This window comes from Sphingomonas sp. CFBP8993, from assembly GCF_034044895.1.
In the GTDB taxonomy this organism is placed as follows: Bacteria; Pseudomonadota; Alphaproteobacteria; order Sphingomonadales; family Sphingomonadaceae; genus Sphingomonas.
Window position 1 is genome coordinate 35042 of record NZ_JAXCWU010000011.1, and the last position, 25319, is coordinate 60360.

At 66.3% G+C, this 25319-nt stretch carries 22 protein-coding genes and 1 tRNA gene; 15 read left to right on the plus strand and 8 right to left on the minus strand.

Annotated elements, in window-relative coordinates:
* The first annotated feature begins 189 nt into the window (after window positions 1–189).
* Entirely contained in the window at window positions 190–639 is a 450-nt protein-coding gene (locus SOM26_RS17210; RefSeq protein WP_320453935.1) for a hypothetical protein, read from the plus strand.
* 5 nt (window positions 640–644) lie between these two features.
* On the opposite strand, the gene SOM26_RS17215 is transcribed toward SOM26_RS17210, so the two are convergent.
* From SOM26_RS17215 to SOM26_RS17240, 6 genes are all read right to left on the minus strand, one after another.
* A complete protein-coding gene (locus SOM26_RS17215) occupies window positions 645–953 on the minus strand; it encodes a putative quinol monooxygenase (RefSeq protein ID WP_320453936.1) in 309 nt (102 codons plus the stop codon).
* Window positions 950–1567: a peptidylprolyl isomerase gene (locus SOM26_RS17220; RefSeq protein WP_320453937.1), complete on the minus strand. Its 618-nt coding sequence runs from the start codon at window positions 1565–1567 to the stop codon at window positions 950–952. Before SOM26_RS17220 ends, SOM26_RS17215 begins: the two co-directional genes overlap by 4 nt.
* Before the next feature lie 67 nt (window positions 1568–1634).
* Window positions 1635–2609 (minus strand): quinone oxidoreductase family protein, encoded by a 975-nt coding sequence (locus SOM26_RS17225; protein ID WP_320453938.1) that lies wholly within the window; start codon window positions 2607–2609, stop codon window positions 1635–1637.
* Window positions 2610–2649: 40 nt separating this feature from the next.
* Window positions 2650–6804 carry a translocation/assembly module TamB domain-containing protein gene (locus tag SOM26_RS17230; RefSeq protein ID WP_320453939.1) on the minus strand — a complete coding sequence of 1385 codons (4155 nt, stop codon included), beginning with the start codon at window positions 6802–6804 and terminating at the stop codon, window positions 2650–2652.
* Window positions 6801–8804: an autotransporter assembly complex protein TamA gene (locus SOM26_RS17235; RefSeq protein ID WP_320453940.1), complete on the minus strand. Its 2004-nt coding sequence runs from the start codon at window positions 8802–8804 to the stop codon at window positions 6801–6803. Before SOM26_RS17235 ends, SOM26_RS17230 begins: the two co-directional genes overlap by 4 nt.
* A 109-nt stretch (window positions 8805–8913) precedes the next feature.
* On the minus strand, window positions 8914–9144 hold the full coding sequence (locus SOM26_RS17240) for a hypothetical protein (RefSeq protein WP_320453957.1): 231 nt from the start codon (window positions 9142–9144) through the stop codon (window positions 8914–8916).
* Window positions 9145–9279: 135 nt separating this feature from the next.
* Between SOM26_RS17240 and SOM26_RS17245 the strand changes: the two genes are divergently transcribed.
* Complete coding sequence (locus SOM26_RS17245; protein ID WP_320453941.1) at window positions 9280–9492, plus strand: hypothetical protein; 213 nt, start codon at window positions 9280–9282, stop codon at window positions 9490–9492.
* A 46-nt stretch (window positions 9493–9538) separates the two neighbouring features.
* Here the strand turns inward: SOM26_RS17245 and SOM26_RS17250 are convergent, their stop codons facing one another.
* A complete protein-coding gene (locus SOM26_RS17250; protein WP_320453942.1) occupies window positions 9539–10156 on the minus strand; it encodes a S24 family peptidase in 618 nt (205 codons plus the stop codon).
* A 96-nt stretch (window positions 10157–10252) separates the two neighbouring features.
* Between SOM26_RS17250 and SOM26_RS17255 the strand changes: the two genes are divergently transcribed.
* From SOM26_RS17255 to SOM26_RS17315, 13 genes are all read left to right on the plus strand, one after another.
* On the plus strand, window positions 10253–10429 hold the full coding sequence (locus SOM26_RS17255) for a hypothetical protein (RefSeq protein WP_320453943.1): 177 nt from the start codon (window positions 10253–10255) through the stop codon (window positions 10427–10429).
* Window positions 10426–10803 (plus strand): hypothetical protein, encoded by a 378-nt coding sequence (locus tag SOM26_RS17260; protein ID WP_320453944.1) that lies wholly within the window; start codon window positions 10426–10428, stop codon window positions 10801–10803. The genes SOM26_RS17255 and SOM26_RS17260 overlap by 4 nt, the downstream gene beginning before the upstream one ends.
* Before the next feature lie 88 nt (window positions 10804–10891).
* Window positions 10892–13021 carry a TonB-dependent receptor gene (locus SOM26_RS17265; protein WP_320453945.1) on the plus strand — a complete coding sequence of 710 codons (2130 nt, stop codon included), beginning with the start codon at window positions 10892–10894 and terminating at the stop codon, window positions 13019–13021.
* A 138-nt stretch (window positions 13022–13159) separates the two neighbouring features.
* The gene (locus SOM26_RS17270) at window positions 13160–13717 is read left to right on the plus strand and encodes a YbjN domain-containing protein (protein ID WP_320453946.1); all 558 of its coding nucleotides are present in this window, start codon (window positions 13160–13162) and stop codon (window positions 13715–13717) included.
* Window positions 13718–13782: 65 nt separating this feature from the next.
* Window positions 13783–14967: an acyl-CoA dehydrogenase gene (locus SOM26_RS17275; protein ID WP_320453947.1), complete on the plus strand. Its 1185-nt coding sequence runs from the start codon at window positions 13783–13785 to the stop codon at window positions 14965–14967.
* Between the two features lie 146 nt (window positions 14968–15113).
* On the plus strand, window positions 15114–16238 hold the full coding sequence (locus tag SOM26_RS17280) for a CaiB/BaiF CoA transferase family protein (protein ID WP_320453948.1): 1125 nt from the start codon (window positions 15114–15116) through the stop codon (window positions 16236–16238).
* Between the two features lie 36 nt (window positions 16239–16274).
* Window positions 16275–16829: a (2Fe-2S)-binding protein gene (locus SOM26_RS17285; RefSeq protein WP_320453949.1), complete on the plus strand. Its 555-nt coding sequence runs from the start codon at window positions 16275–16277 to the stop codon at window positions 16827–16829.
* A gap of 156 nt (window positions 16830–16985) precedes the next feature.
* Window positions 16986–17951 carry an RcnB family protein gene (locus SOM26_RS17290; protein WP_320453950.1) on the plus strand — a complete coding sequence of 322 codons (966 nt, stop codon included), beginning with the start codon at window positions 16986–16988 and terminating at the stop codon, window positions 17949–17951.
* A 79-nt stretch (window positions 17952–18030) separates the two neighbouring features.
* Window positions 18031–18720 (plus strand): 2OG-Fe(II) oxygenase, encoded by a 690-nt coding sequence (locus tag SOM26_RS17295; RefSeq protein ID WP_320453951.1) that lies wholly within the window; start codon window positions 18031–18033, stop codon window positions 18718–18720.
* An 81-nt stretch (window positions 18721–18801) separates the two neighbouring features.
* A complete protein-coding gene (gene recJ / locus SOM26_RS17300; protein ID WP_320453952.1) occupies window positions 18802–20556 on the plus strand; it encodes a single-stranded-DNA-specific exonuclease RecJ in 1755 nt (584 codons plus the stop codon).
* Between the two features lie 57 nt (window positions 20557–20613).
* Window positions 20614–20688: transfer RNA gene (locus tag SOM26_RS17305), tRNA-Glu, on the plus strand.
* 84 nt (window positions 20689–20772) lie between these two features.
* Window positions 20773–21063, plus strand: a complete 291-nt coding sequence (locus SOM26_RS17310; RefSeq protein ID WP_320453953.1) for a DUF6538 domain-containing protein — start codon at window positions 20773–20775, stop codon at window positions 21061–21063.
* Window positions 21060–22568: a site-specific integrase gene (locus tag SOM26_RS17315; RefSeq protein WP_320453954.1), complete on the plus strand. Its 1509-nt coding sequence runs from the start codon at window positions 21060–21062 to the stop codon at window positions 22566–22568. Before SOM26_RS17310 ends, SOM26_RS17315 begins: the two co-directional genes overlap by 4 nt.
* Window positions 22569–22747: 179 nt before the next feature.
* Here SOM26_RS17315 and SOM26_RS17320 read toward each other — a convergent pair whose 3' ends face one another.
* Entirely contained in the window at window positions 22748–25105 is a 2358-nt protein-coding gene (locus SOM26_RS17320) for an SIR2 family protein (RefSeq protein WP_320453955.1), read from the minus strand.
* Window positions 25106–25319 lie beyond the last annotated feature (214 nt).

Here is a 25319-nt window from a genome sequence, read left to right on the forward strand (position 1 = left end):
GCCTTCGCATCTCCATGCTCTGGCGACACATCTCCTCATCCTCTCCCGCCCGGAAGAGAAGGAAAGAGGAAGTTGGTGAAAACTCGACCTGCGAGTCATCACCCAGATGGTCCGGGCTCAAACCCACGCGATTGCCTGACGGCCTGCATTGACCTAGGTCCGTTCCGACTGGCGGGACAGCAAGGGGGCATGATGATCGTCGTTCGCATATGTGTGGCCGGAGCAGCACTGCTGGCATCGACCGCGGCCGTGTCATCCACTCAACCGGATGCCGCCAAGGGCGACTTCTGTGCCCGCCTCGCGATGAACAGCGGTATCGACAAGCCGGCCGCCCCGGACGGGCGCACCGCATGGACCGCCAATGCGATGAATTTCGGCCAGCGCTTTCTGATCGGTGGCTCGGCGGCGACCGGCGTTGGAGTGAAGCCGATCGAGCCCGCGAACGTAGCCGAATATAAGCGCCTGGACGATATGTGCATGATGAAGGGTAAGGGCGCGATCTGCCGGCTGGTCGGCCCGGTGACCTTCAAGTTCAACTGGAAGGGTCGCGAAAATCTGGTGCCGATGGCGCACGGCGAGCGGGCGACGGTCGAGGTCGTCGGGACCAAGACCAGCTGCCGGACCGAAGCCGCGCTCTGACCGGTTCAGGTCGCGCGTGCTTCGCCGACTTCATAAATCGACAATCGGCGTTCGCCGATGCCGAGCGAGGGCCAGGTGCCACGCCACTGTGCGATATGCGGCGAGGCGAAATGGCGATCCAGCGCGACCTGATCGGCCCACCGCTCGGTGACATGGATCAGGCCGGGATCGAGTACGTCCTCGGCATAGCCATAGTCCAAACATCCCGGCTCGGCGCGGCTGGCGTCGATCATGCGCCGCATCACCGGCCGCGCGGCCGCCAGTTGGTCGGGCGGCAGGCGAAAGGTGCCGATGACCAGCAATGTGGTGGTCACGGCGTGACGGTCACCCGCTTGGCGGACAGGATCTTGACCGGCGCGGCCAGCATCTCGCCCTTGAACGGCCCCTTGGCGGGATCGGCGGGCTGGCCCAGTATCTGGTGGACCACATCCATCCCCTCGACGACATGGCCGAAGGCGGCATAGCCCAGATTGTCACCGGGCTTGGTGGGATCGGCGTCGAGCGAAGGCTGGTCGCCAACCATGATCGTGAAGTCGCCGCGCGCCGTGCCGGGGGCGAGGCGGGCGATCGAGATGGTGCCATTGATGTGCTTGATGCCGGTCTTGGTCGTCGGCTCATGCGCGATCGGCGGCAGGATGCGCTTGGGTTCGTTCCGGATACCGAACTGGACGAAGCCGAAATCAGGGGCGACGCGGACCGAGCGATAGAAGGTCACCCCGTCCAGCCGGTGCTGATCGACATAGCGAAGGAAATTGGCGGTCGTGATCGGCGCATGGGTACGATCCAGGTCGAGCACGATCGGCCCCAGGCTGGTCTGCATCGCCACGCGCGCCATGACGGGCTTGGGCGCCTCGGTCGTGGCGGGGGCTGGCGGCGTGACGGGGGCGATCTGGGCAGCGAGCAGCGCGAGGGGAAGGAGCGCGATCATCTTGGTCTCCGGGTACGGTGTTGGCGGGCAGGTTAGCGGGGATTTAGGGCCGGGTGTATCCCTCCCCTCACGGGATCAGCACCGTGCTCCCGACCGTCTCGCCCGCTTCGATCGCGCGGTGCGCCTCGGCCACATCGGCCAGCGCGAAGCTCTGCCCGATCTCCGGCGTAATCGCGCCTTTCTCCAGCATCGCGAAGACCCGCGCGATCAGGCTGCGCTTCTCCTCGGGCGTCACCGCATAATCGAACAATGTCGGCCGGGTGACGAACAGCGATCCTTTGGCCGCCAATATGCCCAGATTGACCCCATCGACCGCGCCCGAGGCATTGCCGAAGCTGACCACGAGCCCGCGCCGCGCCGTGCTGTTCAGCGAGGCGTCCCAGGTCGCCTTGCCCACGCCGTCGAGCACCACCGGCACGCCCGCACCGCCGGTAATCTCGTGCACGCGGGCGGCGACGTCCTCCTGCCGGTTGAGGATGACATGGTCGGCACCCGCCGCGCGGGCCCGCTCCGCCTTGGCCTCGCTGCCCACGGTCGCGATCACCGTCGCCCCGATCGCCTTTAGCCAGCCGACCGCCAGATGCCCGACCCCGCCCGCCGCCGCATGGACCAGCACGGTCCAGCCGGATTGCACCTTCGCGCAATCCTCGATCAGGAAGGCGGTCGTCGCCCCCTTCAACAGGATCGCCGCCGCAGTCTCGTCATCGACATGGTCGGGCAGCGGCACCAGCAGGTCGGCCGCGACGTTGCGTGCCGTGGCATAGGCACCGCGTGCGGGGCCGAACACGCCGACCCGGTCGCCGACCGCGAAGTCGGTCACGCCCTCGCCCACCACCTCGACGACGCCCGCCGCTTCGGAGCCCAGCTTGCCGGGCAGGTCGATCGGATAGAGGCCGCTGCGGTGATAGGTGTCGATATAGTTCAGCCCGACTGCGTGATGCCGCATCCGAACCTCGCCCGGCCCCGGCGGCGGCAGGTCCTCGTCACGCCACTGGATGACCTCGGGCCCGCCGGTCTTTTCGATGAACGCGGTCTTTTCCATGGGCGCATCTCCTGTTCGCGGGTTCGGGCGGGGCAACGCCTCAATAGTCCTTGGATATCCGCAGGTTCACATTCTGCCGCCCCAGCGTCGAAATGCTGGAGAGCAGCGACAGCCAGCGCGTGACCTGAAACTCGATCTGGGTGGCCGAGTAACCCTGCCCGTCGGTGATGATCTCGGCATAGAAACGCCGGGTGATGTACTTGCCCGCCGCGACGGAGGTGGCGCGGCCGATCTGCACGTCGGCGGGCAGGACGCGCAACCGGTCGAGCCCCGCCGCCCGCCGCACCGCATTGATCGGGTTCAGCCCGCGGCCACCGTCCTGAAGTGCGGCGACCGCCGCGGCCAGCTGCAACGCCTCGGGCGCGGACAGGCTGGCGATCGAGGTGCCGAAGAGCAGACGCGAGAGCAATTCGTCATTGGGCAGTGCGGGCGTGCTGGAAAAGCCTATCTCGGGCTTCAACGCGGTGCCGGTCACGCGGATCGTCGCGCTCAGCCCCTGAACATTGGCGTTGGCGGCAATGTCGAGCGCGGGATTGGCGGGCACCTCTCCGCCGAAACGGATGACGCCGCGCGCCAGATCGAACTCGCGACCGGCAAATTCATAATCGCCGCGGATCAGCGTCGCCTGACCAGTGATCGCCGGATTGTCGGGCGCGCCGCCGATCTTCAGGTCCGCCGACCATTCGCTGTTCAGGCCCAGGCCCGAGACGATCAGGCCGTTCGGGGCCCTGGCCTGGATCGCCAGCATCCAGGGTTTTCGCGGCACGTCGTCTTCCTCGCCGCCACCGGGAATGTTGATCTCCCGGATGTTAAGCTGCGGCACCGCCGTCGCCGCCGTGGCCCGGCCCAGGCGATAGCGGCTGCGGTTGAGGACCACGTCGCCCGAGATCGTGCCCCCCGCGCCATCGGAATGGATGGTCAGCGGCCCGGTGACCGTCGCACCGATATCGTCGCGGGCGATCATGACCGCATTGGCGGCGTTCAGCGACAGGTCGAGGCCGACGCCGTTGGCCGCTGCAAACTCGAACTGCCCGGTGCCGCTGACCCGGCCGTCCTTGCCCGCCTGGCCCGTGAACCGGTCGATGACTAGGCGCGATCCGCCGAAGCGACCGCTGGCCTGCACATCGGTCAGGACGGTGCCGGTTGTGGCGCTTTCGATCCGTGCACCGACCGCCTTCACCGCACCGCGAATGACCGGCTGGCTCAGCGATCCCGTCACGTCCGCGCCGATGGCGACCGGGCCCGACAGATCGAACATCTCGACCCCGGTCAGGCGCCACAGCGTGTCGGCGGGCCCGGCATAGCGCAGCTGCGCGATCAGTCGCCCCGCCTGCATCCGCGCGGCCCAGTCGCCTGCGCCGCCGGGCACGATCAGCGCCTGGGCGCGCCCGATGGTCTTGCCCCCCGAGGCCATGACGGCGCGCACACCCAGACGGTCGGCCGACAACAGCCCCGCCACGCCCATGTCGATCGGCCGCGAATTGAGGACGAGGCCCGCCCGGGTCAGGCCGCGAATGGTCAGGTCGACCTTGCCCGTCGGCGCACCCGTCCCCTGGCGGATGGTGAGTGTGCCCGTCGCCGAACCACCCAAGCCGAGGCCCGGATAGCCGATATCAAGCACGGCCAGCGGCATCCGCGTCAGGCTGGCCTGGACCTCGGTCCCATCGGCATCCTGCCGCCCGGCCAGCTTCGCCTCGCCGCCCGCAAAGCTCAACCGGGTCGGGGCCAAGACCCAGCCATCGTCCTCGCGCGTCACGATCGCGGGCGACAGCAGTTGCAATGGACGACGGTCCAGCGTCCCCTGCCCGTTCACCACGAAGCGGCCCGGCGTGACCTGGGTCACGGTCTGGATCGTGAAGGCGCGACCACGCGTGCCGGAGATGCCGACCCGCACCTCGCCCGTACCGCCACGCAGCCGGGCGGTGCCGTTGATCTGGGCGATGTTGAGGGCGCCGTGCCGCAGCCCCTGCGCCCTGGCCGACGCCTCGACCGACGCACCCGCCGGATCGAGCAACGTGACAAGGTCCAGCCGCCCCTGCCGCACCGTCACGCCCGCCAGTTGCGCCTGACGCGCCGCCAGATGCGCCTCGACCCGCTGCACGTCGTTTACGGGGCGGAACAGCAACTCGCCCGACACGCCGCCCCCCGCTACGTCGAGCCGCCCGTCAAAGCCCCCCTTGGCGACGGTCAGCGCCCCGGTGGCGCGGGCGCCCGCGACGAGCAGCGGGTTGAACTGGATCACCGCAGCCTGTCCACGCGGCAACAGGATCGCCCCGCTCGCCTGGAACGGCCCCAGCCGGGAACCACCGGCCGCGCGAAAACCATAGCCCTGATCGGTCGGATCGAGATGCGCCGTCACCCCGCTGAGCCCCATTGCCGCGTTCGGCGCGGCGAGTTTGAGGTCAAGCGTGGGCCGGTCGATCCGGCCGTCGAGCACTAGCTGGACCGGGCCATAGCTGCGCTGCCGTCCGCCACCGACGAAGCGGAACGTCCCGTCCCGCCGCCTTATGGCTTCGCCGGTCAGGCGAATATCGGGTCCGGTCAGCACCAGGCGGCGGAAGCGGAACACGCCGTCCACGCCGCGCTCCACATCCGTGGTCAGATGCGGCAGGCCGCCCGCCAGCGAACGGAGAAACGCATTGTCGAGCCGACGGACCTGCGCCTCGCCCTTGCCAACGACGCGCGTACCGTGCCCATCAGCACCCGGCACCACATTCAGGGTCGAACGGACATCGACGATGCCCAGACCGGGGATCAGATAGCGTTGCAGCGCGCCGTTCAACGCGACGTCATAGCGCCCATTGGTCAGGTCGATGCGCAGCGCCAGCTTGCCCGCCAGCTTGTCGGAGCGCAGCACCAACCCCTGCCCGTCGATCGCGCGCGGCGTGATGCGCAAATTGCCCACCACCGACAGGCGGTGCAGGATACCCCCCGCGACATCGCCGATGCCGGTCACACGCTGCGCCGTGAAGCGCACCGGCAGGATCCAGGGCCAGGCACCGGTCAACCGCCCCCTGCCGCTCGCCCGCGCATCCTCGAACCCCGTCCGGTCGAAGGCGAAGCGACGCGCCGCCAGCGTGTAGGCGAAGCTCGCGCGCTCGAAGGCACCGTCCAGCCGCGTGGTCAGCGCAATCGTCTGCCCGCTCATATTGGCGAACAGCGCGTTCGGCCGCAAAAGGGCGGCATCGATGCGCAGTCCCTCGAACCGATTGGCCCCCAGATCGACCAGCCCGCGTGCCCTCACCCGCAGGGCGGGCGAGCGCAGGACCAGCGCGCCGTTCAGCCGCCGGTCGGTGAAATCGGCCTGTCCCGCGACCACGATGCGCGGTGCGGTCAAACGCTGCAACCGCCCTTGCAGGACCAGCGCAGGCGCGACGTCCCCAGACAGCGTATAGCGCCCGGCGCGCGCCGACAGACCGAGCGCCATCGCGCGTCGGTTCGCGATCGTCGCCCGCGCCCGACCGTCCCAGCGCGACCAGCGGCCGGCCCCGTCAATGACCAGCGCGACGGGCGCACGGGCCCCGACCATCCGGGCCAGCACGCCGTCCGCGCCGCCGCGTGCCACGACGTCCAGATCGAACCGGTCGCGATCGGGCCGCGCATCCAGCCGCAGGCGCAGACGGTCGGTCCCCGCCACCAGCCCGTCCATCGCGACGAGCGCCCGGCCGTTCCGGATATCCGCCCGCCCCTGTACCCACGCCACCCGCTGACGGCCCAGCACGGGCGCGGCCAGGATCAGCCGGTCGAGCCGCAGCCGGTCGATGCGGATATCGAAATCGGGCAGGATCGGTCCCTGCCGCCCGGTCTTCCGGGTATGCGGCACATGATACAGCGTCGCCAGCGGTGCCTCGACCCGCCGGATGTCGAGCATCCCCCGCGTCCAGTTCAACGGCCGCCAGTCCAGCCGCGCCTGCGGCACCCGGACCAAGAGGCCATCCAAGTCATAGACCCGCAGGTCGACCAGCCGCATGTCCGAATAGAGCGATCCGTCGATCCGCCCGATCGAAAAGCGCAGGCCCGTATCGGTACGGATGGTCGCGACCCGGTCCGCGACCCAGCGATGGCCGATCGACGTGTCGACGATCGCCAGCGCGGCCAGCACGATGCCGACCAGTCCGGCCACCGCGATCAGTACGGCCCGCCCCCAGCGACGGCGCGCGCGTGGTGGCGGGGAAGGCTCGGGCGCGTCGCTCAAAAGGCCTGCCCCAGCGAGACATAGACCGCGACCCGGCTGTCGCCGAGCTGCGGGTTGAGCGGCGTGCCGACGTCCAGACGGATCGGGCCGAAATTGGAATAATAACGCACGCCCAGCCCGGTGCCGAAGCGCAGGCCGGTCAGGCGCGGCAGCGGCGAGGTCGAAATGTTGCCCGCATCCAGGAACGGTACGATGCCGAAATTGCCGAAGGTCCGCACTCGCGCCTCGATCGAGAATTCGGCCAGGCTGCGCCCGCCGATCGGATCGTTGTTCGCGTCGCGTGGCCCGATCGCCTGAAAGCCGTAGCCCCGCACCGACGCGCCGCCGCCCGCATAGAAACGCCGCGACGGGGCGATCTGGTCGCGCGGCGCGCCCAGGATCGTGCCCAGCCGGGTCCGCGCGGCCAGCACGACCCGCTTGCCGAACGGGTGGTACAGGCTGGCGTCGACCTGTGTGCGGGTATAGCCGAAGACGCTGCCCTGGAGCGACAGTTCGGGGCTGAGCCGCCCGCCGAGGCGAAAGCCGCGCGTCGGGTTGAGCAGATCGTCGGACCCGTCATAATTCAGGCTGGTCGGCAATGCGCCGATGAAGAATGTCCGCCGACGCGGCTGGCCCGTGCTCTCGATCACGTCGCGCTCGTCCGAGGTCAGCAGCTCGGCACCCAGCGACCAGGTCCAGGTCTTCTGGAAGAAGATGTTGGTCTGCCGCTCCAACCCGGCCGACAGCGACAGCGTCTTGGCCTCATAGGCATCGCGCAAGATGTGTGCGGCGGAGAATTGCGCCGTCAGCACCCGGTCGCGCCCCTGGAAGTTGTTGCGTCGAAAGACGACCGCGCCCAGCTGTTCGCGCGTGCCCAGCACGCTGCGCAGGGTCAGTGCACCTTCGGGCGGAAAGAGGTTGCGGTCGGTCCAGTTGATCGTCGCGCTTGCGCCTTCGCCGGTGCCGTAACCCAGCTCGCCCGCGATGGTATGCGGCGGTGCCGGTTCGAGAGCCACGGCGATATCCACCGTTTCGGGCGTGGCGCCGGGCACGGGCTTCACATCGACCGACGAGACGAGGCCGGTCTGGACCAGTGCCCGGCGCAGATCGTCAAGTCCGGCGGAATCGTAAGGCTCGCCCGGTCGGAACCGCGCAATGTCCTGGACATGGGCCGCGTCGAACAACTTGTCGTTCGCCATGACGATCCGCCCATAGCGACGCGGCGAGCCCGGATCGACCGACAGGTCCAGCGTCGCGGTACGCTCCGCCCGGTCGACCACGATCCGGGGCTCGGCCACCTTGGCGAAGGGAAAGCCCTCCTCGCCCACCGCCGCCTTCAGTCGCGCCTCGCCAGCCACGATCGTGTCGGCGTTGACGGGATCGCCGGGCTTGATACCGAACGCCGTCTCCAGCGACCGCGCCTTGTCTCCCGCCGCCTGCACCCCCTCCAGCGTGATGCCCGCAAACCGGTAGAGATTGCCCGGTACGGCCTCCAGCACGACGGTGGGCTGGTCGCCCGGCTCGATCCGGGTGGCGACCTGCGCATCGTAATAGCCCGCCCCGCGCAACAAGTTGGTCAGCAGCGCGGCGTCTTCTCGTGCGCGCCGGTCGAGCTGCGCGGCATTGGCGGGTTCGTCGTCATTGGCATCGAGCGAGGACAGCTGGTCGAAACGCTGGCGGACGAGCGCACCCGCGCCGTCGATCCCCTCGACCCGCCAGCGATAACGCCGCTCGGCCGCCGCATCGACGCGTCCCGCCATGACGCCCGCCGGATCGCCCGGCGCGGTCGCCAGATCGGGCCAGGCGACGCCGATCTCGGGCAGCGGGGCCAGCGGTGCGGTCGGGTCGAGCATGGTGGGATCGTCGACATCGGGCGACGGCGTGGTCTGCGCGGGCGGCTTGCCGGGCGCGGCGGATGCGGCCTGCGCAACGGCGCGGCCGGACCAGCCCGTGCCGCCCACCCCCATTGCGATGCATAAGATGGCAGCCGAGCGGCACGGCCGCCTGACGCGGACCATCATGCAGCAATCCCTAGCCGCGCGAAGGCGATAACGACACCCCCAAGCCACCTCGCTTGAACAGATTTGCCGATCCGGTGGTCGCGCAACGACGGCGCGCCGCTCCCCGGCCTCAATGGATGGTGCCGAACACCTCGTCATGCGCCAGCAGCGCGATCAGCCGCTCGATCTGACGCCAGCGACAGAAATGGATATAGTTGCCCAGCCCCCGGCTGCGATCCGCGCGCGCCGCCGCCTCGCCCCCCGCCGATTCGCCGAACGTCCTCATCAGCGCCGCCGCGGTCGCCACGTCGTTGTCGCTGACGAACGGCGTGACGGGACGGAAGTCGCGGTGATCGTACATGTATACCCCGAATACGAGCCTGGAACGAATGTCCGACTAAGCCGGGGTTATGAATGGAGCCCCCCCGCGGCTGGTTAGCGGCTTGTCAACCATGGTGCGACTGGCCGGATCGCGTCCGCCGTGACAGGATGGGGTATGACCGATCCCCTTGATCCCCTGCCCCCGCCCGTTTCCCCGCCAGCACCGCCATCGGCTTCGACCGGGCCTGCGGGCGGCATCTTCATCGCCCTGGGTGTGGTCGGCGGCATCGTCGGGGGCGTGGCGACCGGCGAGGTCACGCTGGGCGTCCTGATCGGCCTGGCGATCGGCATCGCCGTCGCGCTTCTACTGTGGTGGCGCGGGCGATAGGGTCTCCGGTTCCTCTCCACTGTTGGGCAGAAAGGGGGCATCGGCCTTAATTCGGCATCCGCATCTGCCACACCACGCGGCCGATCACCGCGATCGGTCCATCGGGCAATGGCGGTGCGGCGGGATTGTCGCTGGATGCCGTCAATCCCTGCGCCCCGGCGCGGACCCGCTTGACCAGCAGCGCGTCGCCGATGCGGATGACGTAGAGCCCGCCGCGCGCGGTCGGGCGCACATCGTCCTGGTCCACCACCAGATGATCGCCGTCGAGCAACCCCGGCGCCATCGAATCACCACGCACCCGGATGACCGAGGCCGACCCGTCGCGCAGTCCCAGCCTGCGCGCCAGTTGGCGGTCGATCGCCTCGACGCCCAGCATCACCTCGCCGTCGACGGTCGCGCCCGGCCCGGCGGAGGCCGCCACCGCCAGCCGTCGCATCAGCATCGGCCCCGCCTCAGGCAAAGCACCCAGCCGCGTTTCGGGCACCCCGAAAAACTCCGCCAGCTGCCGCCGGTCCCCCTCCGCCAGCACGCGCGGCGTGCCCCGCTGCACGAATTGCTGGAGATAGGCCTCGTTGCGCCCCAGCATCCGCGACAGCGCCGCGAGGCTGACCCCCGCCTGTGCCGCAAGCGCCTGAATCGCCGTCCTGATCTCGGAGCCTGTCATAGCCGATGATATAGGCATAGGAATTTTCCTAGACAAGTTGGAAATGAGAACGGATCATGAACATTCAAACGGGAATCGGACTTTGGGAGAATGTCCATGGAATTGCTGAGGCTGATCGAAGTCTATCTGAAAACGACGCATATGCCGGAAACCAAATTCGGACGACTGGCGGTCAATGATCCGCGGCTGGTCAGCGACCTGCGCAAGGGGCGCGAGCCGGGCACGCAGATGATCGCCCGCGTCGCCGCCTTCATCCGGGGGCCGCAAGCATGATCGCGGCAGCCCCTATGCTCCACCCGGCGCATCACGCGACGGCGCAGCCGAAATCGCCCTATCGCATCCGCCGCCCCGTCGATCGCGGCGAGCGTCTGGCGCGTATCCTGTCCGGCGATGCGATGCGCGCCGGATGCCCGGTCGTGCTTGAGGTGGAGGACGTCACGCCCTGGTCCTCGGCGACGTTCGCCGGGGTCGTCGTCACCCTGAGGCTGACGGCGCGCGCCGCCCCGGCCCTGTTCGCCTGGCTGGCGGAACTGCCGGATCGCGACCTGCCGATGGGGCGCGACATCGTAGCCGATCTGACGGTCGAGCCGGTGGACGACGCCTGGCGTCTGCGCGCGCTGCTCTGTCTCGATGCGGCGAATGGATGACGACGACGCCATCCAGGCGTCATTTTTCGCTTGATATGTTGTATCACCTCGCTACGCAGCAGGGCTTCATTCCTCGGGAGCCCTGTTCGTGTTCAAGTCTGTCCTCCTGTCCGGCCTGTCGGCCACCGCGCTCGCCAGCCTGCTCGCGGCCCCCGCCGTCGCCCAGTCCAACGCGCCCACCGCCAATCGCGGTCGCGAGATCGTGGTGACCGCGCCGGTCCAGCAGTCCGAGGCCGATGTGCTGGCGGGCACCTCGATCGTGACGGGTGACGAACTGCAACGCTCGATCCGCCCGACCATCGGCGAGACGCTGGCGCGCCAGCCGGGCGTGTCGGCGACCTCGTTCGGCCCCAACGCCTCGCGCCCGGTGCTCCGCGGTTTCCAGGGCGAGCGTATCCGCGTCCTGTCCGACGGCATCGGTTCGATCGACGTGTCGAACACCAGCGTCGACCATGCGGTCGTCATCAACCCCCTTCTCGCCGAGCGGGTCGAGGTGCTGCGCGGCCCCTCCGCCCTGCTGTTCGGTTCGTCGGCGGTCGGCGGCGTGGTCAATGTGATCGACACCCGCATCCCGCGCACGGTGCCCGAAAACGGCTATCGCCTGTCGGGCATGGGCTCCTATGGCTCGGCCGCCAATGAGCGATCGGTGGCCGGGGCCGCCGATGTCGCGGTGGGCAAGCAGTTCGTGCTGCACGCCGATGGCTCCTATCTGAAGACCGACGACCTGAAGATCGGCGGCTATGTCCTGAGCCCGCGCGCGCGTGCCCAGGCGCAGGCCGCCGCCGCGCAGGCCCCGAACGATCCGCTGGATTTCGGCGCGGTCGCGAACCTGCGCGGTCGCCTGCCCAACACCGCCAGCGAGACCTGGACCGCAGGCCTGGGCGGCGCGCTGATCACCGACACCGGTTCGCTGGGCATCGCCTACAGCCATTATGACAGCCTGTACGGCGTGCCGGTCCGCTACAATCTGACGCCCGGCGGCGAGGAGCCGGAGGCCCCGCGCCTCAGCCTGGTCCAGAACCGCCTCGACCTGCGCGGTGAGATCGAGACGGGCGGCAGCTTCCTGGACCGCATCCGCCTGCGCGCCGGGGCCGCCGAGTATCGCCACTTCGAGCTGGAGGAAACCGGCGAGGTCGGCACCGCCTTCTACAACAAGGGCATCGAAAGCCGCCTCGAGCTGGTCCAGGCCAAGCGCGGCGGCTGGCAGGGTGCGTCGGGCGTGCAGTTCTTCAACCGCGACTTCGACGTGCGCGGCGAAGAGGCGTTCCTGCCCCGCAACAACACCGCGCAGGTCGGCCTGTTCACCCTGCAACAGCTGGATCGCGGCGCGTTCAAGATGGAGGCGGGTGCCCGCTTCGAGCATACCTCGCTGACCGCACGCACCGCCGTCACCGACGACCGCTTCTTCCGGGGCCAGCGCAACTTCGACGCCTTTTCGGGTTCGATCGGCGCCAGCTACGGCTTTGCCCCCGACTGGCGGGCGGGCTTGAACCTGTCGCGCACCGAACGCGCCCCCTCGGCCGAAGAGCTGTTCGCCAACGGCCCGCACGCCGGGACCGAGGCCTATGAACTGGGCAACCCCGACTTCAAGAAGGAAGCGAGCTGGGGCATCGAGGCGACCGTCCACGGTCACGGCGACGGCTATAGCTTCGACGCGTCGGCCTATTACAACCGCTTCTCCAACTACATCTATGACGCGCTGGTCCAGCAGGGTCCGTGCGAAGCCGCCGCCGCACCGTCGGGCCGTGAGGTCGACCTGCCCTGCTTCCAATATGCGCAGGCCGATGCCCGCTATTACGGCATCGAGGCGGAGGGTTCGCTGCGCCTCGCCACGCTGGGCAAATACGCGATCAACGCCGACCTGCTCGGCGACTATGTCCATGCCCAGATCATCGGCACCGGCCCTGCCCCGCGCATCCCGCCGCTGCGCCTGCTCGGCGGGCTCGAGGCGCAGTCGGACCGCGTGAACGCGCGCGTCGAGGTCGAACGCAGCTTCCGCCAGACCCGCGTGCTGGGCCTGGAGACGCCGACCAACGGCTTTACGCTCGTCAACGCCTCGGTCCAGCTCAAGCCCTGGGGCACGCTGAACCCGACGACGCTGACCCTGTCGGCGAACAACATCTTCGATGTCGACGCGCGCCGCCATGCCAGCGTCCTCAAGGACTTCGCACCACTGTCCGGGCGCGACCTGCGCGCGACGCTCAGCTTCAAGCTCTGACGCCACCCCCCTTTTGGCGCGTTGGAAAGACTGGCCCTTCCCGCTTCCCGCGGGAGGGGCCTTTTTTCGCGCCACGCGCTTGCAGCACGATGCTGCCGTGATAGCCTTGGATCTTCAGATTGTCCGGGGGGATGAAGCATGACGAAGACGTGGTGGCTGGCGGCGATGATGCTCGCGGGCGGGGCAAGCGCGGCCGAGGCGAAGGATGCGGCCCCCTGCCCCAAGGATCTAATCTGTGCCAGCGAACCCAATAGTGTCGGCGGCGCAATGCTTCGCGCCGGCTACCAGGGGCTCATCGATACCGACAACCAGGGCGATCCGATGATCGTCAGCGCCGCCGCCGGATACAAATTCAACATCTATTTCTATGACTGCGAGGTACACAAGCAATGTGCCTCGCTGCAATTCTCGATGCGCCTGACGCCTTCGGAGCGGCGCGATCTGACGTTCGTCAACAAGTGGAACAGCGAGCAGCGTTTCGGACAGCTGGCACTCACCAAGGACGGCGATCTGCGCCTGACCCATGACATGTCGACCATCGGCGGCATCACGCCCGCCAATTTCAATGATATGGTCGAATGGTGGTCGTCGATGATGGGCACGCTGGAAACATTCCTAAAGGCCAATCCTCCGGTTCCCGAGCCGACCCCGCTCATACGCCCGGTGCCTACGCCGCCGGTGAAGACGTCCACCTGACCCGGCCGGGGGTGGACAAAGCCACCCGCCTTGCCGAGAAGCGGGGGACATAAGGAGAGAGATCAATGTCCCCGATGGGCAAGTTCGACTGGGCGGACCCGTTCCTGCTCGACGACCAGCTGAACGATGACGAGCGGATGATCCGCGACACCGCGCGCGCCTATGCCGACGACCGACTGGCCCCACGCATCATCGAAGCGTTCGCGAACGAGCATACCGATGTCGCGATCTTCCGCGAAATGGGCGAGCTGGGGCTGCTTGGGCCGACCATCCCGGAGGAATATGGCGGCGTTGGCGCATCCTATGTCGCGTACGGCCTGATCGCGCGCGAAGTGGAGCGGATCGACAGCGGATACCGCTCGATGATGAGCGTGCAGTCCAGCCTCGTCATGTATCCGATCCATGCCTATGGCTCGGACGAACAGAGGCACCGTTACCTCCCCAAGCTGGCCAGCGGCGAGTGGATCGGCTGTTTCGGCCTGACCGAACCCGATGCGGGCTCCGACCCCGGCGGCATGCGCACCACCGCGAAGAAGGTGGACGGCGGCTATGTCCTGTCGGGTGCCAAGACCTGGATTTCGAACTCCCCCATCGCCGATGTCTTCGTGATCTGGGCCAAGTCGGAGGCGCATGGCGGCGCGATCCGGGGCTTCGTGCTGGAAAAGGGCATGAAGGGGCTGTCCGCGCCCAAGATCGACAACAAGCTGTCCTTGCGCGCCTCAATCACCGGCATGGTGATGATGGACGAGGTGGCGGTGGGCGAGGACGCGCTGCTGCCGCATGTCGAGGGGCTGAAGGGTCCGTTCGGCTGCCTCAACCGCGCGCGCTACGGCATCAGTTGGGGCGCGATGGGCGCGGCGGAGTTCTGCTTCCACGCGGCGCGCCAGTACGGCCTGGACCGCAAGCAGTTCGGCAGACCATTGGCCGCGACCCAGCTCTACCAAAAGAAGCTGGCCGATATGGAGACCGAGATCGCGCTGGGCCTGCAGGCCTCCTTGCGCGTCGGGCGGCTGATGGACGAAGGCCGGTTCGCGCCCGAGATGATCTCGATCGTCAAGCGCAACAATGTCGGCAAGGCACTGGATATCGCGCGGGCGTCGCGCGACATGCATGGCGGCAACGGCATTTCGGGCGAATATCAGGTGATGCGCCATCTGGTGAACCTGGAGACGGTCAACACCTATGAAGGGGCGCACGACGTCCATGCGCTGATCCTGGGCCGCGCGATCACGGGGATCGCGGCGTTTTGAGCATTACACAAGTCCTCCCCATCTCCGATGGGGAGGGGGACCGTGGCCGAAGGCCATGGTGGAGGGGCATGGCAGGTTCGTCGTGCCCCTCCACCATCGCTGGCGCGATGGTCCCCCTCCCCAAGCACAGCTTGGGGAGGATTTAGATGGCCAAACCTGCCCCCCTCACCGGTCTGAAGGTCGTCGAACTCGCCCGCATTCTCGCCGGTCCCTGGGCAGGCCAGGTGCTGGCCGATCTCGGTGCGGAGGTGATCAAGGTCGAGAGCCCCGAGGGCGACGATACCCGGCGCTGGGGTCCGCCCTTCATCGACAACCCGGACGGCAGTCGGGATGCGGCCTATTTCCACGCCGCCAATCGCGGCAAGACCTCGCTCGTCGCCGACTTCGCCACACCCGAGGGGCAGGCCAGGGTCCGCGACCTGATCGCCGACGCCGATGTCGTGATCGAGAATTTCAAGCTGGGTGGCCTCGCCCGCTATGGCCTGGACTATGCCAGCCTGTCGGCGATCAACCCGCGCCTGATCTATTGCTCGATCACCGGCTTCGGGCAGGACGGCCCCTATGCGCCGCGTGCGGGATACGACTTCATCGTGCAGGGCATGAGCGGCATCATGGACCTGACCGGCGAACCAGACGGCGCGCCGCAGAAGATCGGCGTGGCGCTGGCCGACATCATGACCGGGCTCTATGCGGTGATCGCGATCCAGGCGGCGCTGCACATGCGGACGCGCACCGGGCGGGGGCAGCAGATCGACATGGCGCTACTCGACACGATGACCGGCGTACTGGCGAACCAGGCGATGAACTATCTCGCCTCGGGCCGGACACCGACGCGGCTGGGCAACGCGCATCCCAACATCGTCCCCTATGCCGCCTTCCCGGCGAGCGATGGCTGGTTCATCCTGGCCGTCGGCAACGACGCGCAGTTCCGGCGCTTTGCGAAGGTGGTCGGGATCGATGGCGACGACCCGCGCTTTGCGACCAATGCGCTGCGCTGCGAACATCGCGACACGCTGACCCCAATGATCGAGGTCGCCACCGCCCGCTGGCCGCGCGACGCACTGCTGGCCGCGCTGGAGGCCGCCGGCGTCCCGGCCGGGCCGATCAACACCGTCGAACAGGCCTTTGCCGACCCGCAGATCTTGGCGCGTGGCCTTGCCATCCAGCCCGAGCGGCCGGACGGATCGAGCGTGCCGGGCGTGCGCACGCCGATCCGGTTTTCGGACGCGGACCTGTCGCTCGACCGTGCCGCGCCGTTGCTGGGTCGGTAGCACCCGCCCCGCGCATCGGCTAAGCCCGGCTTCGCGATGTCCAGCTTCACCGTCAACAACCAGCCCGTCCGCTATCGCCTGCCGCCCGACACGCCGCTGCTCTGGGCGCTGCGCGATGCGTCGAACCTGACCGGTACCAAATATGGCTGCGGCACCGGCGATTGCGGCGCATGCACGGTCGATATCGACGGCCGCGCGGTCCGAAGCTGCCAGGTATCGATCGGCCGGATCGAGGGCAGCGTCGTCACCACGATCGAGGGCCTGTCCCGCGACCGCTCGCACCCGGTGCAGCAGGCTTTCCTGGCGGCCAATGTCAGCCAGTGCGGCTATTGCATCCCCGGCATGGTGATGGCCGCCGCCGCGCTGATCCGCCAGCATCCCGACCCGTCGGAGGAAATGATCCGCGCGCAGATCACGAACCTGTGCCGCTGCGGCATCTACCCCCGTCTGGTCGAAGCCATCCAGCGCGCCGCCCGCGCAGGCCGCGGCGAGGAAACCATTCCCGCCGCCCCGATGCCCGGCACCGATCCCGCCGACGCCGCCCGTGCCGTCCCCGCGCTGGTGCCGGGGGCGATGCCCGAGGAGCGCTGAGGCCCGCTTTCACGGGCATGATCGCGCCATGATTCTTTCACATTGCTGACAGGCCAGTTCAGCAACCGCTCAACGCGCGCATGGCAGAACCGGTCTCATGATCGGGGTCGGCTCGTGCGCCGACACATGGGGTAAGCGATGATGAACAGGCGTTGGATGGCGGCTCTGCTGGCGGCGACGGCGATGGTGGCGGGGGCGACCCCGGCGGCGGCACGTGCACAGGACCTGCGGATGGATGAAGGCCCGCGCGCCCGGCCAGAGGGTGGCCCGCCGCGTGGCGGGCCGGGCGGGCCCGGTGGGCCGGCCGGACGGCTGGAGCGCAGCGAGGGGCGGCCATTGTTCAACAACCGCGAATCCTTCCCCGAAAACCGTCCAGCCTTTCGCCCGGACCATGCCGAGGCCCCGCGCCCACCACAGGCCGCACCGCGCATCGACCCGCGCGACGGCGGCGGGCGCGGCGAGCGTTGGCGCGACCGACCCGAGCCGTCCCCCGCGCCCGTTCCCGGCCAGGAGCGCGCATGGGGGAATTCCGGGGGCAATCGCGGCGGCTGGCGCGACCAGTCCAGGCCTGCGCCCATGCCGCGCCCCGATCCGGGGGCCAGCGGTGTGCGAGTCTACCGCCAGGATCGGGGGCCCGACGGATGGCGTGGCGACCGTGGCCAGCAATGGCAGGACCAGCGCCAGGACCAACGCTGGCGTGACGACGAGCGTCGCCAACGCGAAGAGCGCGACCGCTTCCGCCGCAACAATGGCGACTGGCGCGACCATGGCGATCAATCCTATGGTTTCGCCGAGCGGCGCAACTGGGCGGATCAATGGAACCGCGGCTGGCGGCGCGACCGGCGTTACGACTGGATGGGCTGGCGATCGCTGAACCGGGGCGCCTATCACCTGCCGCGCTATTACGGGCCGGGCGGCGGCTATGGCTATCAGCGCTTTTCCAGCGGCGTGATCCTGGAGCCGATGTTCTTCGGCCAGAATTACTGGCTGGACGATCCGTTCGCCTATCGCCTGCCGCCCGCCTACGGCGCGTATCGCTGGGTCCGTTATTACAACGATGCGATCCTGGTCGATGTGCGCAGCGGCCTGGTCGTCGACGTGGTGTACGACATCTTCTGGTGACGCGTTGGACGGGACGGGAGGGGACCATGGCATCCCCTCCCCTCTTGTGTTTGGCGCGCGGCCATCGCAAATCGGCAGCATGTCGTTCTTTTCGAGGAAGCCGAAGGGCAATCCCGCCGCCTCCCCCGTCCGCGCTCGCTTCGGGGCGACCGTCGGCCAGCATCTCGACGCCAATCCGGCCGTCACCCGCGTGGCGACCGACACGGCGCAGATCTATTATCAGGCCGATTTCCTGACCGGTCGACAATGCGACGCGCTGATGGCGATGATCGACTCCAACCGGCGGCCCTCGACCCTGTTGTCCGACCGGCCGGACTATGGCTTTCGCACGTCGGAAAGCTGCGACATGGCCCGCTGGTCACCCGATGTGCAGCCGATCGACGAGTCGATCGCGGCCCTCCTCGGCATCGCGCCCGAACAGGGCGAGACGATGCAGGGACAGCGCTACGCGCCGGGCCAGCAGTTTCGCGCGCATCATGATTATTTCCATGAAAGCGAAAGCTATTGGGAACGGGTGCGCGTCCATGGCGGACAGCGGACCTGGACCGCGATGATCTATCTGAACGACGTGGCGGAGGGCGGCGCGACCTGGTTTCCCCAGGCGGGCATCCGCGTGGCTCCGCGTCGCGGCCTGCTGCTGGCCTGGAACAACATGAAGCTCGACGGCAGCCCCAACGAGATGACGCTCCATGAAGGGATGCCGGTGGTCGAGGGCACCAAGTACGTCATCACCAAATGGTTTCGCGAGGGCAACTGGGTCAGCCACTAAGCGGCGCCCACTGCTCTTGTCGCGACTCCATGCGGCGTGGCATGGCGTTCGCGTGACGTTCCCGCTTTTCGTGATCCGCCCATGACCGAGGTCCTCGGCATCGCCCAGTCCATCCTGGGCCAACCCTGGCGTTGGCGTGCGCTCGCCGCCGATGCGCGCGACGGGCTGGGCCATGATGATCTGGTCGCCCAGTTGCTGCTGGCGCGCGGCTGTCCACCCGACGCGATCGAGGCGCATCGCATGCCGTCGATCCGGGGCTTCATGCCCGATCCATCGATCTTCCGCGACATGGACCGCGCCGCCGATCGCCTGGCCGACGCGGTGATCGCGGGCGAGGCCGTGGCGATCTTCGGCGACTATGACGTCGACGGTGCCACGTCGGCGGCGGTGATGGTCCGGCTGCTCCGCGACCTGGGCCTGAACGCCCGCCCCTATATTCCCGATCGCATGACCGAGGGCTATGGCCCGACGGCGGGCGCGCTGCTCCGCCTCCAGGCGGAGGGAGCGAACCTGATCGTTACCGTCGATTGCGGCGCGCAGGCCTTCGAACCGCTGGCGGCGGCGCAGGCGGCGGGCATCGAGATTCTGGTGGTCGACCACCATAAATGCGCGACCGAGCTTCCCCTCGCCCATGCCGTGGTGAATCCCAACCGGCTGGACGAGACCGAGGGGGCCGCGCACGGCCATCTGGCGGCGGTGGGCGTGTGCTTCCTGCTGGGGGCCGCGCTGATCCGCACTTTGCGCGCGCGCGGTTTCTTTGCCGATCGGCCCGAGCCGCGACTGCTCGACCTGCTCGACCTCGTCGCGCTGGGCACGGTGGCCGACGTCGCGCCTCTCAAGGGCCTGAACCGCGCCTTCGTCGCGCAGGGACTGAAGGTCATGGCCCAGCGGCGCAATGTCGGCCTGTCCGCGCTGACCGAGGCCGCGCGTCTGACCCGCGCGCCGACCTGTTCCGACCTGGGCTTTGCGCTGGGCCCGCGGATCAACGCGGGCGGCCGGGTCGGTCGCGCCGATCTGGGCGTCCGCCTGTTGACGACCGACGACCCGGTCGAGGCCCGTGCGATCGCCGAGGAGTTGAACCACTTCAACGACGAACGCCGCGCGATCGAGGCGGGCGTGCAGGCCGTCGCCGAAACCACCGTCGATCGCAACCGACAGGTGGCGGTCGTCTCCGGCGAAGGCTGGCATCCCGGCGTCATCGGCATCGTCGCCGGACGGCTCAAGGAAAAGCTCGACCGCCCCGCCATCGTCATCGCGGTGGACGAACATGGGCTGGGCAAGGGCTCGGGCCGATCGATCACCGGGGTCGATCTGGGCGCGGCGATCCTGGCCGCCAAGGAACACGGCCTGCTGATCGCCGGCGGCGGACACGCCATGGCGGCGGGCCTGACGATCGAGGCGGGTCGGATCGCCGAGTTTGCCGACTTTCTGGAGGAACGGCTGGCCGAGGCGGTCGTGCGCGCCAGTGCGGGCCGCGCGCTGCTGGTCGACGCGGTCCTGGCCCCCGGCGGGGTCAATCCGGGCCTGGTCGGCGCGATGGAGGCGGGCGGCCCCTATGGCATGGGCTGGCCCGCCCCCCGGATCGCCGCCGGCCCCTTCCGCGTGATCAAGGCCGATCTGGTCGGCACCAACCATGTCCGCGCGATCGTCGCGGGCGCGGACGGACGCAGCCTGAAGGCCATGGCCTTCCGCCAGGCCGACACCGTGCTCGGCCAGGCCCTGCTGGGCGCCGGAAGCAGCCGCCGCCTGTGGCTGGCGGGCCGTGCCAAGGTCGACGACTGGTCGGGCCGCGACGTCGCCGAACTGCATATCGACGACGCCGCATGGGCCGACTGAAAAAAGCGCTTGACGGTTTCGACACCCTCCCTTAGAGGCCCCTCCACGCCACCCGGCGGCCCCTTCGTCTAGCGGTTAGGACGCGGCCCTTTCACGGCTGAAACACGGGTTCGATTCCCGTAGGGGTCACCATATGCGCTCAAGAGCGCAGAATTGCGCGATTAAGCCATTCTTTGCCGCTCGCTGGTACAGCGCACAGGTACAGCGAGCACTGAAATGGCCCTTATGGCGACACCCTGGAAACACCCTTCGACCGGCGTTTATTACCTGCGCCGACAGATTCCCGAAAAGCTGCGCCCCGCATTCGACGGCAAGGCGTTGTGGAAGGTATCGCTGGGCACCAAGAATGGCAGCGAGGCCACGGTGCTCTTCCTCCAAGCCAACGCCGCACTTGAACAGCGGTTCGAAGAGGCGCGAGCCCGGCTGAAGGCAACGGGCAGCCCCTGCCCGTCCGCACGCACCGTGCCGACGAACTGGTCGCGGCGTATTTTCAAGGCCCCGAGTTGAAGGCCGGCGGTCTCGATGGCATTGAACGTCTGCTGCTTGCCCGGCTGGAGCTAGACCGTGGGTTGTGGAACGCAACGCCGACCGGATGCAGTTCCCCCAGCCCTCTGAGCGATCAGCAATGGTGGGCGCTGGCGAACAACGCCGCGCTTTTCCGCGATCATCCCGGACGCAAGCCGGTTCAAGGCCACCCGCCTGGGACGATCTGGCGCTGGGGCAACGAAAACTTCCGATCGGATGCCAGAGCCGAACAGATCGGTCGGGTCGTCGACCAGATTGCCCGCCACAATGATGTAAGCGTCGCCGAGCTGCCCAGCGGTATCGATGCGGCGATCAATGCCTATCTCGACGCGGTCCCTGTTGAAGCTCCAAAGGCCCGCAAGCGTCGACCGACGTCGGGTCGTCTGCGGCCCGACCTTCGCCTGATGGATTTGTTCGCCGACTGGCAGGCCGTGATGCAGCCTTCACTACAGAGCGCGCATGAATATGAAGGCGCAACCCGCGATTTCATCGACTTTTTGGGGGACATCACCGTCGAGGAAATCGTCAACAACGATTTGCTCGATTACCGTGATGAGGCAGCCCATCTGCCCGCCTCCATGCCACGCGCAGATCGCGAACTGACCTTCACCGAGCGCCTCGAGCGCCATCGGCATTCCGATACGCCCCGGATCAGTCCGGCGACGCTGAAAAAGCGCGTCGGCGCGATCCAGGCGTTGCTGAGCTTCGCCAAGGGCCAGAAGTGGATCAGCCGCAACGAGGGCCGCGACGTGCCGATCCTCGGCTATTCCAAGACTGGCGCCGCCCCTCGCCAGACCTTCCAGGAACAGGAACTGCAACGGCTGTTCGCCAGCCCGCTGTTCACCGCCCCCGCGACGTGGAAGCATGATCGGCTGGTCAGCGACATGACGCTGTACTGGCTGTTCCTCCTCGGCCTCACGACCGGCGCGCGGCTGGAGGAAGTCGGCCAGGCTATGGTCGCCGATGTGAAGACCGACGGTGCCATCACCTATATCGACATCGACGACTATGCCGCCGGCCCCAGCGATGACGCCAAGTCGATCAAGACGACCACCTCACGCCGACTCGTACCGGTCCATGCCAAGCTGATCGAGCTGGGCTTTCACAGCTATATCGACGCGGTGAAGAAGGCTGGACACACCCGGTTATTCCCCGATCTGGTTCCCAACGGTTTCGGCAAGCGGACGAAGGAAGCCTCGCGCACTGCTAACCGCATCATCGACCGTTACGTATCGACCGATGCCCGGTTGGTCTTTCACAGCTTCCGGCACGGCTTCAAGGATCTTGCACTGGAAGCCAACGTACTGGAGCGGATCGTCGACCAGATTTGCGGCCATGCCGCGACCACGGTCGGCGGCAAATACGGTCAGGGCGTTCGCCTGACGATCCTGAACCGCGAACTTCATAAAGTCGATTGGTCGTTTCTCGACTGGGCAGCGCTGGTTCAAGCGAGCGCCCAAATAGACTGGGTCAAGCGGTTCGAGTGAAATGCCGCCACCTGAACACCTTCAAATGGCGGTAAGCGACCAGAGCCAGTCTTGCCAATACTGCCGCAGCAACGACAGCTTCCGCTGAAACCGGCCATTCATGTGAAACCGGCCATTCACGTTATGTGAAACTTCAGGGCAGCCCCGCCTTCGGCGGCTATCGTATACGAATCTCTACGTCACGTAGTTTGAACTAGCTTTGCAATCGCCTGTTCCAACTTCGAGCGCACAATATCCGAGCCGTAATAAGCCCTATCTTCCGCAGGGAGAGCCGCTAAGGTGATGCTTGTGCGATTGAGCTCAAAAACTAGCGCAACCTTCTCTGTGTTTTCAAGTGCATGCTGACGGGCGTCGATGAACGCCGGAATTTCACCGAGGACCTCTATGGCATATTGGCGATGACTTTGTTCAGAAATCATATCCGACACTAGCTTAATGGAAATAAGAATATCATCCAAACCTTCAACCGTAGGAGAATTGCTTCCTGCCTCTTCAAGAAGGTAAATACTCAATGCTTGGGTGTCTAATTGGTAGGTCTTAAATCCAAGAATTTTGCTTGCCCGATCATATCCGGTAGTTAGGAACATCCGGGCCTTCGCGACCTTGCCAGTCCTCTTCATGAAAATTGCGTACTGCAGCCAAAAGAGTGGCTCGTCATTTACCGCCATGTCATTGGACAGGCGCGTATAATGCCTGTCCAAAGTTTGATCGATACCCGCATGAAACTTGAGGAAACGTTTGAGCGTCGAATCCTTCATTAGTACGCCAGCTAGCAGGCGATGGACGCGCTCCCCGCGCCGCCGCGTAGACGTGGTGGTGATCGTGTAGCAGGCATCGAGAACTTGCTTCGGCGTCAAGATTCTTTGAAGGAGATATTCGGAGAGCAACGCGGAACGCATCTCGACCCGATCGTCGGCCCCGCTCAGAAAATCGGCGCCGAGACCGCCAGATCTTTTCAGTTCGCCGTAGACGTCGCATTCGGCAAGTTCCTGTAAGTCGCTATCGTCGAGCTCAACGCCAGCCCATTTAATGAGCGATGCGAGTGCGAGGATCTGGACCATCTCGCTGGAGGCTTTTGCGACACCGTCGGATATTTTCTCTCGAATTTGCGCGTGGTTATACAGCTGAGTGACGATTTCCCGTATTTCTCGGGAGCTATTAATTATGTCGTCGAACTGACCCGTTCGCGCGCCAGCACGGTCGAGGAGTTTGTGCAAATGCTTCTTGTCCTCATCGGAGAACAGATCAAGATTAATCCGCTTCATCGGCTGCGGGAGTTTAGTCAAGACCTCATGCAGGCGCACGTCCTGTTGCCCGGTACGGATCGTCACTACGAACTTCGCGTCAGGCACACCCGCAGAGACGCGCTCGATATTGTCGATCGCGGCGTCATAATCGTCAAAGATGATAAGCGCCTGCCTTTCGGCTCGGATGACTTCAAGGTCTTGTGCGAGGCGTTTACCGGCACGTCGCCACAAATAGCACTTGTAGCCATTCTCGCTGGCGTCTCGAGCCAAGATCGACGTAAAAACGGTCTTTCCGTTCCCGAGCCTTGAGAGGATCAGCACTGTCTTATTAGTACTGAGAAGAGCGAGTGCACTCTCAACGCTTTTCCAACGCTTCGCCACGTAGCTATCATCGCGGACGGTGTTGAAGAAACGGCCTTGATTGAAGTTGCCAAATGTTACCAAATTGAAGATTTCGACCGGCGTGGGATCGACGAGCGGCTTTGCGTCGATGCCTCGCTGCAGGAACTTGAAGGATTCGAGAGATCGCGGATTAGCCGGTTTGGGCGATGGTGGAAGCGTTTTGGCCAAATCGGCGAACCCGTCGAAGCCTATCGGTACGATTTCCCCATACGGTGGCGCTCTTTCCACAAGTTGTTGCTTCGGTGGGTTGCGCGTGATGAAGTGAGTCCGCCTCGCGGACGTCTCGCCTGCAGCCATCAATCCAGTGATATGGTGGTCGCCTAGGCTGAACCCCATGAAATAGCAGGCATCAAAGGTTCGACGATCTCGTTGAAACTCGTAGAACCAGGTCGGATGGTCGCGAGTGATCACATCGTAGGATAGACTATTTAGGATCAATTGCGTTTCGACGTCAGACTCTGTCGCCTTTCGTATTGAACCGTGCAAGTGCACCGCAAAAGATTGAGGCAGAGTCCGGGGCCTGTCATCATCGAAAGTGAATATAGGATAGGAGCCACCCTTTACCGAGCTAATCATATCATCGTAGTTGGTTGTGTAAATACGAGCCCATGGGAGAGAGAGAATGTCTCTCTGATAGTCTAGTACGGACGAAACTGTGAAAGTATTATATAGAATTTCGTAGAGACTCACGTCGAAGCGGTGCGCGAAGGCATCCGCTGCTGACTTCAGATCGTGGTCTCTTGGAGATTCCCCGATCGCTTCAGCCAGCCGCTCCAACAAGGGCTGTCCGGCAGGGAGCTTCTCGTTCGCGATGTTGGTTGCATCTGCCGAGAAGCCTGATCCAAGAAAAAGGACGGAGTTTTTTGGATCCAGTGTTTCGATCGGCAAGATTCATCTCCCATGATGCAGGCGACGCTTACCCCCCAAGAGACTCAACATCCGAGCCGGTTTCGAGGCAGGTCGTCAACCAAGGCTATCGAGAATGGCAGACTTGCCAGTTGTATCAAGTGTCAATCGGCGTCCAAAAAGGACCCCTTATCGGCGTGCAAAAGGGACCCCCTTCGTCGAGTGGTGTGACGGGTATGGCGGGCGCACCGTTCGC